Origin of the sequence: Microbulbifer sp. CNSA002, from assembly GCF_047324085.1 — a bacterium.
GTDB lineage: Bacteria > Pseudomonadota > Gammaproteobacteria > Pseudomonadales > Cellvibrionaceae > Microbulbifer.
Window position 1 is genome coordinate 1,172,736 of sequence record NZ_CP172449.1, and the last position, 14,442, is coordinate 1,187,177.

Annotated in this window: 12 protein-coding genes and 1 pseudogene; 5 read left to right on the forward strand and 8 right to left on the reverse strand. The window is 42.8% G+C overall.

The window, feature by feature from the left end; translation table 11 throughout:
- Positions 1-133: 133 nt before the first annotated feature.
- Complete coding sequence (locus ACG1BZ_RS05125) at positions 134-1,096, reverse strand: GlxA family transcriptional regulator (protein ID WP_413664665.1); 963 nt, start codon at positions 1,094-1,096, stop codon at positions 134-136.
- Between the two features lie 116 nt (positions 1,097-1,212).
- On the opposite strand from ACG1BZ_RS05125, the gene ACG1BZ_RS05130 reads away from it, so the two are divergent.
- Complete coding sequence (locus ACG1BZ_RS05130) at positions 1,213-1,761, forward strand: cysteine hydrolase family protein (RefSeq protein ID WP_413664666.1); 549 nt, start codon at positions 1,213-1,215, stop codon at positions 1,759-1,761.
- Positions 1,762-1,953: 192 nt separating this feature from the next.
- Here the strand turns inward: ACG1BZ_RS05130 and ACG1BZ_RS05135 are convergent, their stop codons facing one another.
- On the reverse strand, positions 1,954-2,271 hold the full coding sequence (locus ACG1BZ_RS05135) for a cupin domain-containing protein (protein ID WP_413664667.1): 318 nt from the start codon (positions 2,269-2,271) through the stop codon (positions 1,954-1,956).
- A 294-nt stretch (positions 2,272-2,565) separates the two neighbouring features.
- Here ACG1BZ_RS05135 and ACG1BZ_RS05140 point away from each other — a divergent pair.
- A pseudogene (locus ACG1BZ_RS05140) lies at positions 2,566-2,763 on the forward strand (helix-turn-helix domain-containing protein); the annotation flags it as partial.
- A 272-nt stretch (positions 2,764-3,035) separates the two neighbouring features.
- On the opposite strand, the gene ACG1BZ_RS05145 reads toward ACG1BZ_RS05140, so the two are convergent.
- From ACG1BZ_RS05145 to ACG1BZ_RS05155, 3 genes are all read right to left on the reverse strand, one after another.
- Positions 3,036-4,190 (reverse strand): serine hydrolase domain-containing protein, encoded by a 1,155-nt coding sequence (locus ACG1BZ_RS05145; RefSeq protein ID WP_413664668.1) that lies wholly within the window; start codon positions 4,188-4,190, stop codon positions 3,036-3,038.
- Positions 4,191-4,823: 633 nt separating this feature from the next.
- A complete protein-coding gene (locus ACG1BZ_RS05150; protein ID WP_413664669.1) occupies positions 4,824-5,273 on the reverse strand; it encodes a hypothetical protein in 450 nt (149 codons plus the stop codon).
- A gap of 1,369 nt (positions 5,274-6,642) precedes the next feature.
- Positions 6,643-7,410, reverse strand: a complete 768-nt coding sequence (locus ACG1BZ_RS05155; RefSeq protein ID WP_413664670.1) for a helix-turn-helix transcriptional regulator — start codon at positions 7,408-7,410, stop codon at positions 6,643-6,645.
- A gap of 23 nt (positions 7,411-7,433) precedes the next feature.
- Between ACG1BZ_RS05155 and ACG1BZ_RS05160 the strand changes: the two genes are divergently transcribed.
- The 3 genes from ACG1BZ_RS05160 to ACG1BZ_RS05170 all read left to right on the forward strand — a co-directional run bounded on the left by ACG1BZ_RS05160 (position 7,434) and on the right by ACG1BZ_RS05170 (position 11,167).
- Entirely contained in the window at positions 7,434-7,865 is a 432-nt protein-coding gene (locus tag ACG1BZ_RS05160) for a DUF4345 family protein (RefSeq protein ID WP_413664671.1), read from the forward strand.
- 345 nt (positions 7,866-8,210) lie between these two features.
- Positions 8,211-8,867: a class I SAM-dependent methyltransferase gene (locus ACG1BZ_RS05165; RefSeq protein WP_413664672.1), complete on the forward strand. Its 657-nt coding sequence runs from the start codon at positions 8,211-8,213 to the stop codon at positions 8,865-8,867.
- A gap of 353 nt (positions 8,868-9,220) precedes the next feature.
- Positions 9,221-11,167, forward strand: a complete 1,947-nt coding sequence (locus tag ACG1BZ_RS05170) for an aconitate hydratase (RefSeq protein WP_413664673.1) — start codon at positions 9,221-9,223, stop codon at positions 11,165-11,167.
- A 56-nt stretch (positions 11,168-11,223) separates the two neighbouring features.
- On the opposite strand, the gene ACG1BZ_RS05175 is transcribed toward ACG1BZ_RS05170, so the two are convergent.
- The 3 genes from ACG1BZ_RS05175 to ACG1BZ_RS05185 form a co-directional block, all read right to left on the reverse strand.
- Positions 11,224-12,240 carry a patatin-like phospholipase family protein gene (locus ACG1BZ_RS05175; RefSeq protein WP_413664674.1) on the reverse strand — a complete coding sequence of 339 codons (1,017 nt, stop codon included), beginning with the start codon at positions 12,238-12,240 and terminating at the stop codon, positions 11,224-11,226.
- Between the two features lie 554 nt (positions 12,241-12,794).
- Positions 12,795-13,172 (reverse strand): hypothetical protein, encoded by a 378-nt coding sequence (locus ACG1BZ_RS05180; RefSeq protein WP_413664675.1) that lies wholly within the window; start codon positions 13,170-13,172, stop codon positions 12,795-12,797.
- Positions 13,173-13,423: 251 nt separating this feature from the next.
- A complete protein-coding gene (locus ACG1BZ_RS05185) occupies positions 13,424-14,383 on the reverse strand; it encodes a hypothetical protein (RefSeq protein ID WP_413664676.1) in 960 nt (319 codons plus the stop codon).
- Positions 14,384-14,442: the final 59 nt, after the last annotated feature.

Genomic DNA, 14,442 nt, shown 5'->3' on the forward strand with positions numbered 1-14,442 from the left:
TAGGATATTACAGATTCAAGTTTTTTTCGATTTTTTTAAGTACTCCTCTAAACTCGATGCTATATGGTTAAATTAATCACTTCTCAGTGAGTTAAGGCATTTGGAACGTACAAGACTCAACCTTTCCTGAGAATTACATTTTAGAGCCACCTGAAAATCTCTGTCGATATTCCCTAGGGGAGAGGCCGGTCTGTTTGTGAAACATTTTCCGGAATGCGCTGACATCCTCATACCCCACTTGCCAAGCGATCTGTTCGACTTGCAATGTGCCCGTTTCCAATAGTTCGCGAGCCTTTTGCAGGCGTTGCTGTTGAAGATATTCGGCGGGTCTATAGCCGGTAACCTTTTGAAATCTTCGTAGAAAGGTGCGCTCGCCCAGATTGGCGAGTTGAGCCATCTCTGCAACAGAGATTGGTTGTTGATAATCCCGGTGAATTTGCTGCTGTACTTTTAAAATTGCTTTATCACCATGATCTACAGGGGGTAGAAAACTGCGGTAATAACTTTGGTAACGGGTTCCCGTATCCACCAACAAGAAACGTCCCAACTCCATAACTATATGGGGAGGCATGTATCGTCCGACCAGGTGTAACCCAAGGTCAATCCAAGACATTACACCTCCTGCGGTGACAACATCCGGGTCTGCAATCAGGATGGAATCGATATTCAGCTCTATATCCGGGAACTTCTGCTTAAAAGCATCGGCCAGTCGCCAGTGAGTGGTCGCCTGGCGTCCATCTAATAGTCCTGCGTCGGCCAACATAAAAGCCCCAGCACAAGCGGAACAGGTTACGGCCCCCTCTTTGTGCCGCTTTAACAACCAGGTACTGACATCCTTCGGTGGCTCCATGTACTCCTGACCTTCCAGTACCGGCGGTACAATAACGATATTTGGGTCTTTAGCAGCCCCTTTTTTCTCGGGTATGACTTTTCCGTCATTAATTAGCCAGCGTGATACCTCAAATAGGGCCTTGGGTTCTGGGATTGACTCCTGACAGATGTGATTTGCGGTTTGGAACAGGTCGATTAGGCCATAAGTTGCCGACTGAGCGGCTCCGGGGATCATCAGTATTGCAATGTGGATTGTTTGGGTCACTAGCCCCCCCCTGTCAGTTCTTGCCTGTTTTATGTCGGTCTTGCCACGCCTGTATCTTAGCCCATCGCCCTAACATGCGCTTGTACATTTCAAAGACACAACCAAAGGACAATCTTATGAGCAAGACAGCGCTAATCGTCGTCGATATGCAAAACGACTACTTTGAAGGCGGAAAGTGGACTCTTGAAGGCATTGGCCAAGCATCAGACCAAGCCGCAAAAGTGCTGGCTGAGTTTCGCAAAAAGCAGTGGCCAGTTATTCATGTTCGCCATGAATTTCTCAGTGAGGATGCTCCATTCTTTATTGCCGGTAGTGAGGGTGCGAAAATTCACAAAAGCCTTCTGCCTGTTGAAGGTGAGCCGGTAGTACTCAAGAATGAAGTTAACAGCTTCAAAGGTACGGATCTTAAAAAGCACTTGGATGAGCTAGGTGTTAATAAATTGGTCATTGTCGGTGCGATGAGCCATATGTGTATCGATGCTATCACCCGAGCGGCAAGTGACTTTGGATATGAAAATACCGTTATTCATGATGCCTGCGCTAGTCGGGACATGTACTTCAATGGTGTCGATGTTCCCGCTGCACATATACATGCAGCTTATATGGCAGCACTACAATTTGCTTATGCAGAGGTTATCAGTGCTGACGAATACTTAACGCAGTAATTAACTCGCCTGCACTTTAGCGTTAAGCCACACACGATACTGCTATACCTTTATCGATAAGGACTTTAGGCATTATAAGCCTAAAGTCTTTCTTCAAGCTGCATGTTCAGCTCTATTTCATGATAAATTACACTGCATCTACAGGTTTCCGACTAGGCTTTTAAAGCTCTTAGTTTATGTGCGTGTAGAGATTTAGCTTGTTTTATCTTTAAACCAAAATTCAATTTCATCTGTTTCGACTTCAAAAGTCGCGGAGTGCTCTACATTTGCCGGTACGTGGTACCACTGTCCAATACCAATCCGTTGGGTGGCACCATTCATGGTGAGTATTAGTTCCCCCTTTGTGATAACGCCATGATTATCTGTGTCATGAGTGTGGGGTGGAATGAACGTTCCAGCTGGATATGATGCGAAAAGAACATCACTGTTTTCTGCCTTAAGCTTGTAAGCATCAAAGCGACCATCGTAGAGAGGTAATTCCTTAATTTTACTTGGATAACTGCCTGGCATCTCTGCTTCCTTGTTGAGTGCGTATAAAATAGTTTTGGGCTAAAGGTCCTGTAGGTAGAGTAAATCACCGCCCTTATAGTTCCAAGACTATCTTTATTATCTTTGTAGTTGGATTTTTGATCTGTTCCTAGATTCCCATAACAACCGACACACTTGGCAAAAGCGAGGGAGGCTAGCTGGCTGTAGTCTAGTAAGCTTCCACACAAACAAGCCAGGAACCTCAAGGGAGCCCGTACCAACCAGCTAACCTTAAAAGAACGATACCAGAATGAGGCTCTTAATGGGCAGAGCTATTCAGCTCGAGCCATTGCACAACACCTCCATAGATCCAATAAGACCATCTCTCGCGAGCTTGATCGTTGCAGCCCCTACTGTGCCGAGAGTGCCCATCGTCAGGCACTGCAACGGTGGCACGGAGCTCTTAAGCACAGCAAGCTAGACTTTGCCATGCAGGTACAAATCGACTTCCAGCTAAAAAAATGCAAGCCCTGAACAGATCACTGGGCGAATGCGGCTTGAACGGTGTACTAAAGCGGTTAGCTGTTCAACAATTTATCGCTGGATCCGTCGACTTAACTGGAGGTCACGTCTGCCAAGGAAAGCCAAATCTTATTGTAAACGGGCAAGTTCTGATGCAGGCGTAAAGCTTTTTCCAAAGCGCATAGATATTTCTGATTCGCGCTGCCGACTTTAATTAATTATCAAATATATATCCCAGTAGCCGCTGGATTGCGGACATGTCAAGACAAGTCTGCTTTTTAGGTTCACTCAAATGGTTTTAGGCGCTCCATAAGAAGGTTGCGGATATCTTCCATTGATTTTTTTGCAGTATCATCAGCGGAGTTCATCGCGATTAGAAAAATTATGTTGTTCTTCGGCATGATATGTGCTTCGGTGAGCCAATAGAGGTTACTACCGGTGTGTGTAAGCAGCAATAACTCTGGATCGTAAAATGCCCCCCAGCCCAGTGCGTAATTACCATTTACGGGTGAGTGTAGTTTGCGATAAGTTTCGGACTTCAATAATTTACCGCGGCCATGTACGCCATTGAGTTGGTCTTCTGCGAAGAGAATCCAATCTTTAAGAGAAATATTGATTGTGCCGGCGGGGCCGAGCGCTTGAGGATTATCACTTTGTATGTCAGCGGGATCGAGTGGTACGAGCTTGCCCCACCAGGTTTTTTTATGACCGTGCGGTTGGTCCAACTTGCCAGAGGATCCGGGCGCAGCAAATCCAGCATTTTTTATGCCGAGCGGAGTAAAGACCTGTTCCTTGATGAGATCCTCCCAAGTCTTGCCTGTTCGTGCCTCGGCGATGGCACCCGCGATAATGTAACCGAGATTGGAGTATTTAAATGAACCAGTTGCGGATGTAGGTTGCATTGCAAGGTAACTGCGTGCAACAGCAATACGCTGCGCCCGAATACTGGCTACCGACTCAATTAAGTCTTCAAATTGAGGAAATTCATTATCGTCGGTCAGAGATGGTAAGCCTGCGGTATGACTGAGCAATTGCGTGATCGTAATATTGCGGTAAGCGGGGTCCATATTTTTTGCGAAAGCGGGAAAAGAATCAGCGAGTGTATCCTCAAATCGCATGACACCTTGCTCAACTAAGCGTGCGATCATTGTTGCAGTTAGCGCCTTGGTATTCGAACCAATATGCCAACGATCGTCGATAGTGGCTGGTTCTATATGACCATGTGCACGAAAACCGTCTGCAGCTATAGCAGCGGTCTTGCCATCGATTTGAATCAGCGCGGCGACGGCTGGAAGATCGTTTTTGTTACGTGCTGTGGTAAGTGTCTGCTCGAGAAATGTCTGCAGCGCTTCGTCTGCACGTACAGCAACGGTTACTGCTAAGAGTGCGATTGTAAGAAAAATTTTTGAAATAATTTTTGTGTGCCGACTATGTATCATGATAAGCCTGTATTAAAAGTAACTTGAAAACTGGGTCAGATCTTAGTTGCCGCTAAAAGTAGTACGAAATTTCGAGTTATTGACGTACAACTTCGATTTCTGACTGGACCGTTTTGTTTAAGTTCCTAAAAATATGTAATTGTTGGGAAAAAAATCTATACAAAAAATTATTTTAAGTAATTTATGTCGTAATCATGATATTTATAACCTTCCAATACCAAGAAGCTGTTTGTACAAAGCTTGTAAAAGAAGTTGAGGGTATAAATAGGAAAAAAAGCATTTGATAGAGTGTCTTTTAAAAAAATATCAAATAATTCATTTAAGTCATGCGTTTATAAGATTATTGGAAATAGTAAATTGTTGATGGTCTGCTATATCTAAACCAGATAAGCCGCACTAGGAAATACCTGCGTACAACTTTAAGAGTCTTCTAGAACTTTTCTTATTGATAGATTTTGAGAGTGAGGAAGCCGGATGCTTGTAAAAGCCAGCTGCCCGAAGGCAGCACTAAAAAGTAATTGCTCAGTCTAAGCCCAGTTCTTGCTCAATTTGGGCTTTGCGCCAACCGGAGTAGTCAGAACGTAGTTTTGATTCTTTGGTGTTATTAGCAATAATGGCACGTTTCATACTGGGTCAGGCTAAAACGGCCAAAATTATCGGAGCGATCACCTGAAAGACCTTGGGCGGCCCTATCAGAGTTTTCAGTTTCTGGATCAGCGGAAGCCAAGAGGAAGGAACTACCTGCTCGGTGGTTGCCCAGGATGCTTGGGGTTCACTGCCCAGCTGTTTAATAAGGGGCTTATAGCGTAATGTTGCTGCATACAACGCTTCTTGTGGAGATGCCATTATTGCGGCATGGTCGCGCCTTTCAGCGCAGAGCAGGCAAATTTCTCTTGGAAGTTCACTCCGTACGGCTAATTCTGGATTCAGTGCCCAGTTACTAGCCTTTACCTGGCATTGGCATATTGAACAAGCATACTTAGGGATATCAGTGCTAAACAGTGAGTCTACCCCCAGCGGACGTCCACCGTTTGCCAGAATAATGGCTGAGAGTAAAAAAATGGCCGGCAAAGTACCGTGCATAAATTAACCAGCCCCTAGATTTCCATAACAACTGGCACACTTGGTAATAGCGAGAGAGGCCAGCTGACTGTAGGCTACTAAGTATCAAAGCGACCATCGTAGAGAGGTAATTCCTTACTTTTACTTGGGTAACTGCCTGGCATCTCTGCTTCCTTGTTGAGTGCGTATAAAATAGCTTTAGGCCAAAGGTCTCATAGGTAGAGTAAATCACCATCCTAATAGTTCCAAGACTATTTTTACTAACTTTGTAATTGCTCTTTTGGTTTGTTCTTTTCTATTGCTATGCGAAAGGACGGAGTTTTGGAAATAGCGTGCTAATTATCCGTCTAATTAAGAAGTAGCATGCTGCCATTAATAACCAAATATTTAATGAGATAAATAGTTAGTGGAACAAAATGGAATAAAAATTAAGTGCTCAAAATCCATCTTAATCCACTCTCAAAAAATCCCATGTTGATTACCCAATAGGAAGTGATAAATGAGCATATCATTACTCCAAGAGCTACCTTTATTTGACCAAATCTCCATTGCTCACGAATTCCTAAGTAGATTAGTATTCCTATGGTGGTTAGCATCATAGGCTCGTAAAAATACCTAATAGGAGCATTGAAGGGAAATAGAAATAAACCGTAGATAAGCCTTCCTAGTCCCGGCGGTAGTATAGCTACCAAGCTCAGCATCATGCAGAGCATATGCTTTTGGGGAGACTTTCGGTATTGGAACCCAGATAACAGAGAGAACACAAAAAGTGGTAATAAGAATAGGTCAACCCAATATACAAGTTTAAATATTTCACTTTTCTCTAAGGTTGATTCAATAGTGCTGAAAAATGCCCAGTATGAAGTGCCTATAAATAATGTGGCAACGACAACTGACAGCCAACCTAGATATTTATGAAGAGATGTGCTCCCTTTGAGCATTAAATAAGACTGTAAGCACATGATTCCAATCCATAGAAGGGAAACTATTCCATGGATATGATGCATTGTGGAAAGGTTTCGGTAAGCCATAACATAACTTGGTGTGAATCCAAGAATAATGATTGTCGATAAGCCGCAGAACCAAAAGAAAAGTGACCTAGGATTCAAATGGCTATCCTCATGTACCTATACCTAAATTAAGAGGCTTCTTTGTTTTAGGCGATGGAGTTAATGGTTGGCAGCCATCCTAGCCATACTTATAGAGCTATGCAAATATGTATCTCGCTACAAGTCAAATTAATAGGTCAACTCTGTGGGTTTCTTGGACTTGTATCGTCAGTACATATAGTAACGTATACAATTTATTTGTTATCGCCCTTGGCTAAATATAAGGCTTATTACTTATACTGCTCTAAGATAGTTTTCGATGAAGTTCAAACAAAATGACCTTAAGATGGAGGTATTTTATCTCTCTTATTTTTAAATTTAATAAGTGGAATTAGCTTGAAGTCTTCATTCAGAGCCTGAATTTTGCTAATCCTGTCACAGCGAAATACCCGAATATCCTCACGGAGCTTGTCCCAGGCTAGGATGTACCATACGGGATAACTAAGAAAGAGGTAGTGGGGTTCAATAGTTCGTAGTGTTTCTTTTCCGCTTTCGTCACAGTAGGTGATCTTTATGCGTTGAAGCATTAAGAAAGCCTGGTGGAGCTTCTCGACAGTTTTACGCTTTGGAGTTAAGAAATTTGAGAGCACAACCTCGGAAGCCGATTTTCCGATGATGATACGTGCCTTTATACCATTCACTTTACTTTTCATGGACGGTGAAAAGGAAGCCATTACCTTGTGGCGGATGCTACTTAAGTGTGCCATAAAGAGGGGGGATTTCATCTGTTCAGCAATAGCCAAACTGATCATCAGGTCAACAGCCTCTGTATAGTTTAAGTTGACACGACCAACGCCCCAGCGCTGGTCCAAACGGATTCCACCACCGCGCCCCACATCTGTTTCAATCGGCAAGCCTCGGCTTCTCAACACCTCTATATCTCGATTCAGCGTTCGAATGCTAACGCCCACTTCCTTGGCAATTTCACCAATCGTGATGGGTTCGTCCGACTTTAATCGGGCGGTGATAACTTCAAGTCTATCTATTCGTGAGAGGGTAGATGTTCGCATAGTTATCAAAATATGCCATATAGTGGCATATTTATCCATAACCTATGTCTCGTTCGGTGATATTGAATGATTACAAATTGATTGGAGGTTTTGGGTATATGGCGAAGGCAACTATTGGACGCTGTATTTTAGGTATCTTAGCCCTGTTTTTTATGGGGACTGGATTGGTGCTTATGATTAGTCCATCTGTCATGCTGGCCCACACATTTATCGGGCCTATTGATTCTGTGGGTGGGCTATCGAGTATTCGCTCTCTTTGGGGTGGGACAACAATCGCAATTTGGGCAATTGTTCTTCTTGGAGCGATAAGATCTAACGTTGACCATATTATGGTTGGATTTATTGCATTGATGTTGGTTCTAGTTGGCCGATTAGTAGGCTATTTTATTGATGGATCTTATCCAGAATTTATCCCTACAGTGGTCCCAACAATTGTGGCCGCTGTCATCATGATAATTGCTTGCAAGCTCATGGCACATACTGCGGATGTTTAAATATCGTTTTAAGTACAATCTAACCAAATTAAAGATAACAAGTTCTAGTTTGCTTAATTTGCAATCTATTTTGGAGAGGGATACTTAAAAAACAAATTTTCATATTGAAATAATCCGCATTGCAGGAAATACTGAGATACGCAGGCAGAATATCTTAATAAGTATTCTGCCTGTACCTATTTTTTGCCTAACATAATCGATATAGATATTGGGCAATATAGTAGGTAGGATAAGTTGTATTTTACATCTGTATTCAAAACAAAACGGTTAACTAGGAAGTGATTGGTTAATTTAAAGAATAAATTATCTGGTTAGTGCTTTATTTTTGACGCTGAAGGAATAGAAATGTCAAAAGATCCAAAGCTCATTGCTGAGCAGCTTAGAAAACCATCTGGTACATTGGCTTCAGAAACCGCGCAACAAATGAACAAAGCGAATGAAGCAACGAATCTTGCCGCTTTAACAGCTCTCAATGTGGTAGATGGTGATTCTGTTCTAGAAATTGGTCCGGGCAATGGCAAATTTGCAGTCGACGTAATTCGTAAGGGATCTTGTGTCCGCTATACCGGCATTGATTGGTCGAGCGATATGGTTGCAACCGCAAAGGGTCTAAATTTTGAATATATAGAGTCGGGTCAAATGGATTTTTTAGTTGGTAGCTCAGAAAGTCTGCCGTTTGCCGATAAACAGTTCGATAAGGTTCTAGCCGTACACACAATATACTTTTGGGACACCCTCAAAACTCATCTAGCAGAGATCTCCAGCGTACTAGCGACTAAAGGAAAGTTATGCCTAGCTTTTGGCGATAAATCTTTTATGCAAAATCTACCATTCACTCAATATGGATTCAGGCTGTTTGATGAGGGTGATATTTGTACCCAATTGTCTGATGCTGGGTTTAAAGTTGTATCCCGCGGGAAGCACAGTGAGTATGGAGAAAGTAATACAGGGCAGCTTGTGGAGAAGAAAATTAATATAATTGTGTGTGAGCTGAATCCATAAACAATTGCCAATCTTGGGGGGTTGTATCTTTCCGAAGAACACTTTTTATTTTGACTGATCAAATAGTACTTCTGGATTTAATTAAACCCCTATCTAATAGTAATTACCCCCATATCGAGTATATGTAGCAGCATATACTCATTCATTTGTCAGAGAATCAGAAATACAGAGGTAAACTGTTCAGGTAGCTCTAGCGCATGTTAGGGCTACTAAGAGTCCGTGGATATAGCATTGGCGCTTACATAGTCCTGCAGCTATAACGGTGCTTCAGCCGAGGAAGCTAGAGCTACAATGATCAAGATCTAGTTACATCAATACTAGAAAGCTCCAGCTCACTCACCGGGTATCCCTTTATGCCTATGAATCTTGCGCAGAAACTTATCCAAAGCCACCTTGTGAGTGGATCAATGGAGCCTGGCAGCCCAATAGAGATAAAGATCGATCAGACGCTAGCTCAGGATGGGACGGGAACACTTATTATGTTGGAGCTTGAGGCACTTGGTTTGTCTCAAATCAAGACTGAGCTTTCAGCACAATATGTAGACCATAACCTGTTACAGACGGATTTTAAAAACGCCGACGATCATATATTCCTGCAAAGTGCCTGTCGTAAATTTGGAATTTGGTTTTCGCGGCCCGGTAATGGTGTCAGCCATCCAGTACAGATGGCTTGTTTCGATGTGCCTGGCAAGACATTACTTGGCGCCGATAGCCATACTTGTGCAGCGGGTTCTATGGGGATGCTGGCGATTGGAGCCGGTGGCCTACAGGTAGCAATGGCCATCGCAGGCGTCCCCTTTGCACTGAAAATGCCCAAAATACTCGGTGTGAAGCTCGAAGGTGAGCTGCCGCCATGGATTAGCGCTAAGAACATCATTCTGGAAATGTTGCGTCGGCAGTCTGTTAAGGGCTGTGTTAACAAGATTGTTGAGTATTACGGCCCCGGCCTGGATAAATTGACAGCGATGGATCGTCATGTGATTGCCAATATGGGGCAGGAAATGGGCGCTACCACCAGCGTCTTTCCTGCCGATGAAGCAGTAAGGGCTTTCCTAAAGCAGCAGCATCGTGAAAACGACTTTGTCGAAATGAAGGCCGATGAAGGTGCTGGTTATGACGAAGAAGATACTATCGATTTATCAAATCTCGAGCCGCTAATTGCTTGTCCATCAAGCCCAGACAAAGTTGTGACGGTCCGTGAAGTGGAGGGCCGTCCTATCTATCAGAGCTATATTGGCTCTTCTGCCAACCCAGGGTTGAGAGACTTTGCGATACCTGCGCGCATGGTTTCAGGTCGCCGAATAGCCGATGACGTTTCCTTTGACATCAATCCAACCTCACGTCAGTTACTCGAAGAGCTCAGTCGGAGTGGAGATCTGACAAAATTGCTACAAGCGGGAGCTCGCTTGCATCAAACTGGGTGCGGTGGCTGTATCGGCATGGGGCAGGCTCCCGCCAGTGGCGGTATCAGCTTGCGCACGGTCCCACGTAACTTCCGTGGCCGCTCAGGCACCGCAGACGACCAAGTCTATTTATGCAGCCCCGAAGTGGCCACTGCCAGTGCGTTAAGAGGGGTGATCACTGACCCTCGTGACCTGGATATGGATTACCCCAGCTTCCATGAGCCGGAATATCTACCTGATATACGTCCGTTATTGCAGCCACCTCAAGAAATCCCAGTAGCAGTTGAGTTGATCAAAGGGCCAAATATCAAGCCCCTTCCTGATTTCGAAAAGCTACCGGAAGTTTTAACTGGCCCATTATTGCTGAAAGCAGGGGATAATGTTTCCACTGATGAAATATTACCTGCTGGAGCAGAAATCTTACCGCTGCGCTCAAATATCCCTGCCATCAGCCGTTATACATTCTCACGAATCGATGAATCGTTTTATGATCGGGCAGTGAAGCTCAATGGAGACTGTTTTGTTGTCGGTGGTGAGAATTATGGACAAGGCTCTAGCCGTGAGCATGCGGCAGTATCTTCACGCTTTCTTGGGGTAAGGTGCATAATTGCAAAAAGTATGGCCCGTATACACCGGCGTAATCTTATTAACTTCGGTGTGCTGCCATTGCTATTTGAGAATTTTGATGATTACAATCTTCTTCAACAGGGGGTAGCTCTTGAAATCGACAATCCAATTGCACAGATAAAGTCAAGCAGTTCAATTAAATTAATAATTAAATCATCAGGAGAATGTATTAACTTGCGGAGTGATTTGGCTAAGGACGAAATTGAAGTGTTGGAAGCAGGAGGTATGATTAATCAGGTAAGAGAAAAATACCTAAGCTCTAATAAGTAGTATGACTTTCTATAGCTGTAATTTGATAAAGTCAGCGCTGGTCCCGATCGGTAGCATTACTGATACCTATGGCTCCCTTGGTTGTTGACTAATATAGTAGCTATTTCTTCCAGCTCTTTATCAAAATACTCTGCATTCCTTTCTCCCGCTTTTTTTAACTTCTTCAGGTTTTCTGGTGTCGCATTGTCCATAGATGAGTCAGCAGCGTAAAGCTTTGGTTGTATCCGGTAGTAATTTGAATTCTCTACGGTAGAAGAAATTTGCTTCATATAGTAATGAACCATTTGCGCGCTTCCATTTACGGCGATATCAATGGCGGGCCTTGCCCAATTGAGTATCCCCCAATCTTTAACCTCCTTGAATTTGTATCCTGAAAGTTGCCTGCCGGTACCCAGAGATACAATAACCATATCTTTCATCCCAGAGACCCCACTGAATTTGATGGCTTCGGAGTAGGCGCATAAAGCAGGATCACTGGCTACCATGCCGCCATCAATTAAGACATATTTATTGTTGGATGGAGGTAGTGAAAAGATACGTGCTGGCTCAAAATAGGTTGGTACCGCGGTGCTTCCCAGTAGAAGGTCTTTAACCAGAAAGTCTTCATTCTTTACTATGGCACAATGTTGCCTAAAAATGATTTGTTCCCGCTTTTTGATATCATAGGAAACAAAGCAGCAAGGCTTTAATAGATTACTAAGTTTCATTTCCCCAAAGAATTGCGATAAAACCCTGTCCAACTCCATGGAACAGTACTTTTCCTCCTTCAATAACTTTAACTTTTCTAGAAAAGGCCATGAGCCTGAGCCAAATACCTTCTCGCCTTCCTTAAGGTAGAGGCTGACAGCATCCTGGGCAGAAAATTTTGGTTTTCCTTGCTTGTTAGGGCAGATGTAGGCGGCACCTAATATTGCACCGGTACTTGTTCCGGCCACCAGGTCGAAGTACTCGCCTATCCTGGCGTCAGGATTGCCTGATTTCACCTTTAGCTTGTGTTCAAGGGACACTAGTATCTGGCCAGGCAAGATCCCCCGGATTCCTCCACCATCGATAGAAAGGATTCTGATAGCCATTGCCGATGCCCTCTGGCTCCGTAGATTGTACGCGACCCTAGAAACATAGCATTTGGTAACAGGGGTAATACTCCATATACCCTGGATACCATTAAAAAAGCTTATAATATCAATAAGTTAGGCGCATCTATCACCATGCTGAGTTTATTAGTATGGTTAAGGTAAAGAAGCTAATATAAGGATTGATAGATATGGGGATTAGTAGGCCTCTGAGCTGAAACCTAAAGTTCAAGGGCTAGAGTGTCATGGAGTTAGTCGGAACACAAAAGTAGATTCTTGCGCAACGCCGATTACTGTGCACCGGTGCAGCCGTTTGAAGTCTCTATGGTATATTGGGCGACTCTTACGCTATTTTTATAAGTGATGCTTGCAATACAAACTGTAATGCCCAGCTTAAATCTATAAAACAACGTAGTCCTTTATTTTCAGATTTAAATATATTTAGAATCAAAGTTGTTGTTCTACTGAAGTCATGTTTTCACGTGAGGCAAATAATACCGATATGTGTATAAAATTTCAATGTAACACGTATTGTCTTTTCTAGTGTTTGATTATTAAGATCGTGAAGGAATCTTATAGATCACATACTGGCGCCCACGATAGTCGATGCCTTTTGAAAGGTAAAGCCACCTTGATACAGCCACTTTAACGGGTATATTCCACGCTTTATCTGAGGAGCCTTCAATCTTTATATCTCCTGGAACAAGTCCTCCTCCTTCAGATCCCGGTTTCTCCACTAACTCAAATGAAACTATTATGCACACTGGTGGGTGCTTGCTGATGCCTAGCGGGCGCATAGGTGCGGTCTTTATTACTGGTTTGGCTTTAGATTCTGGTATATCAAGGTCTAATTGAGGGCAGTTATCAGCGCTTTCGCTCGCCTGCGCGGCCATAAAGAGCACCGTTAGAGTTGGAATAATTAGACTCTTCATTTCGTATAAGCTCTCATATTAATCAAGGTAATAGTAGGCCTTTAAAGCTAATGTACAAATTTTAACAAGATGACATTTTAGGAGTGGCTTGGATAGCTATTTGGTAGGCTTTTCGCGTTGACTGATGCTGCTTATATAATATTGCTGAAAATATTAATATAAAATGTCGAATTTGAGCAAGTTGTATCGTTTTAAGGCATAATAGGCGCCAAGTGAATTCTATGGCGCCTTTGTTATTGTTCTTCTAATATCTAAATGGGAGGGTTAGCATTAAACCTGAACTCATAATTGGAGATGTATTCGGGTGCTTTAAAGTCCTCTGGTGTACAGCGAGGTGAGGCTCTGGAGAATTTCTCTGGCATGCTTCTTGGTAGAAAATCATACGAGCTTCCATTGAGTTTATCTTTCATAGATATGTTGCAAACCCAATTCTTATCTGCCACTTTTTGTATGGAGAAATCCATTTCTATACTTTGATTCTCTTCAGGGTTAAACGTAATAAAAGTGGAGCAATAGTATGACTTAGTATAGGTCTCAAAAGGGAGGTAGGATTTTGGCATTGCTGTAAGTAGAAGTGTTACAGTCGCCTTAGTAGGCAAGTTAATCACTTCACCTTTAAAGTCTTCGTGAGTGATTTTTTGTCTTTGATAGTAGCAGTATTCTGGATCATCCATATAGTAAACATCCAGATCAGCCCTGCCACCGTTGAAATTTTCTGATAGATTTATAGATAGTTCAGCTGAGTTTTCTGTTTGATTGTTTTCAAACTCTCTTAAGATGGTATATTCAGCACTTTCATAGTCATTTGATTTTTTGTATCGTGCCGAAGTTAGATCACTCTTGATGTCGTTATAATTTGTTTTTTCGAAAATATTAAAATAGCTATAAGTGCTTTTACTTACTTGATGATACCGGAAATAATGCGTCTCTCCACCTGAAATAGTAATCTTGATTTTTTTTTCAATACCTCCAGCCCTAACTTTGTATGTTCCTGGGGGCAAGTGAATCCACGTGTATCCTTGATCATACAACTTTGCCACAATTCTGTCGTTAATAATGAATTTGGTAGGAAAACCGCCGCCGTGATAAACATCACCACGCATTAAATAAAGCAAGCCTTTGCCATCAGGGGGTGGAGGAGCTGGTGTGAACTTGGGACCAATTGCGCAAGAGCTAATAATAAAAACAAAAAATAAAACAGTAATACGCACTATATTTCCTTACTGCATTGATAGTGTGTTAGTTTGAATGCCTTATACCACCTGATTGG

What these genes read in the sequence shown, in the direction of transcription:
- ACG1BZ_RS05150 (WP_413664669.1), bottom strand. Translation starts at nt 5,273, where the DNA reads ATGCACGGTACTTTGCCGGCCATTTTTTTACTCTCAGCCATTATTCTG.
- ACG1BZ_RS05155 (WP_413664670.1), bottom strand. Translation starts at nt 7,410, where the DNA reads ATGGATAAATATGCCACTATATGGCATATTTTGATAACTATGCGAACA.
- ACG1BZ_RS05175 (WP_413664674.1), bottom strand. Translation starts at nt 12,240, where the DNA reads ATGGCTATCAGAATCCTTTCTATCGATGGTGGAGGAATCCGGGGGATC.
- ACG1BZ_RS05145 (WP_413664668.1), bottom strand. Translation starts at nt 4,190, where the DNA reads ATGATACATAGTCGGCACACAAAAATTATTTCAAAAATTTTTCTTACA.
- ACG1BZ_RS05170 (WP_413664673.1), top strand. Translation starts at nt 9,221, where the DNA reads ATGCCTATGAATCTTGCGCAGAAACTTATCCAAAGCCACCTTGTGAGT.
- ACG1BZ_RS05135 (WP_413664667.1), bottom strand. Translation starts at nt 2,271, where the DNA reads ATGCCAGGCAGTTATCCAAGTAAAATTAAGGAATTACCTCTCTACGAT.
- ACG1BZ_RS05180 (WP_413664675.1), bottom strand. Translation starts at nt 13,172, where the DNA reads ATGAAGAGTCTAATTATTCCAACTCTAACGGTGCTCTTTATGGCCGCG.
- ACG1BZ_RS05165 (WP_413664672.1), top strand. Translation starts at nt 8,211, where the DNA reads ATGTCAAAAGATCCAAAGCTCATTGCTGAGCAGCTTAGAAAACCATCT.
- ACG1BZ_RS05130 (WP_413664666.1), top strand. Translation starts at nt 1,213, where the DNA reads ATGAGCAAGACAGCGCTAATCGTCGTCGATATGCAAAACGACTACTTT.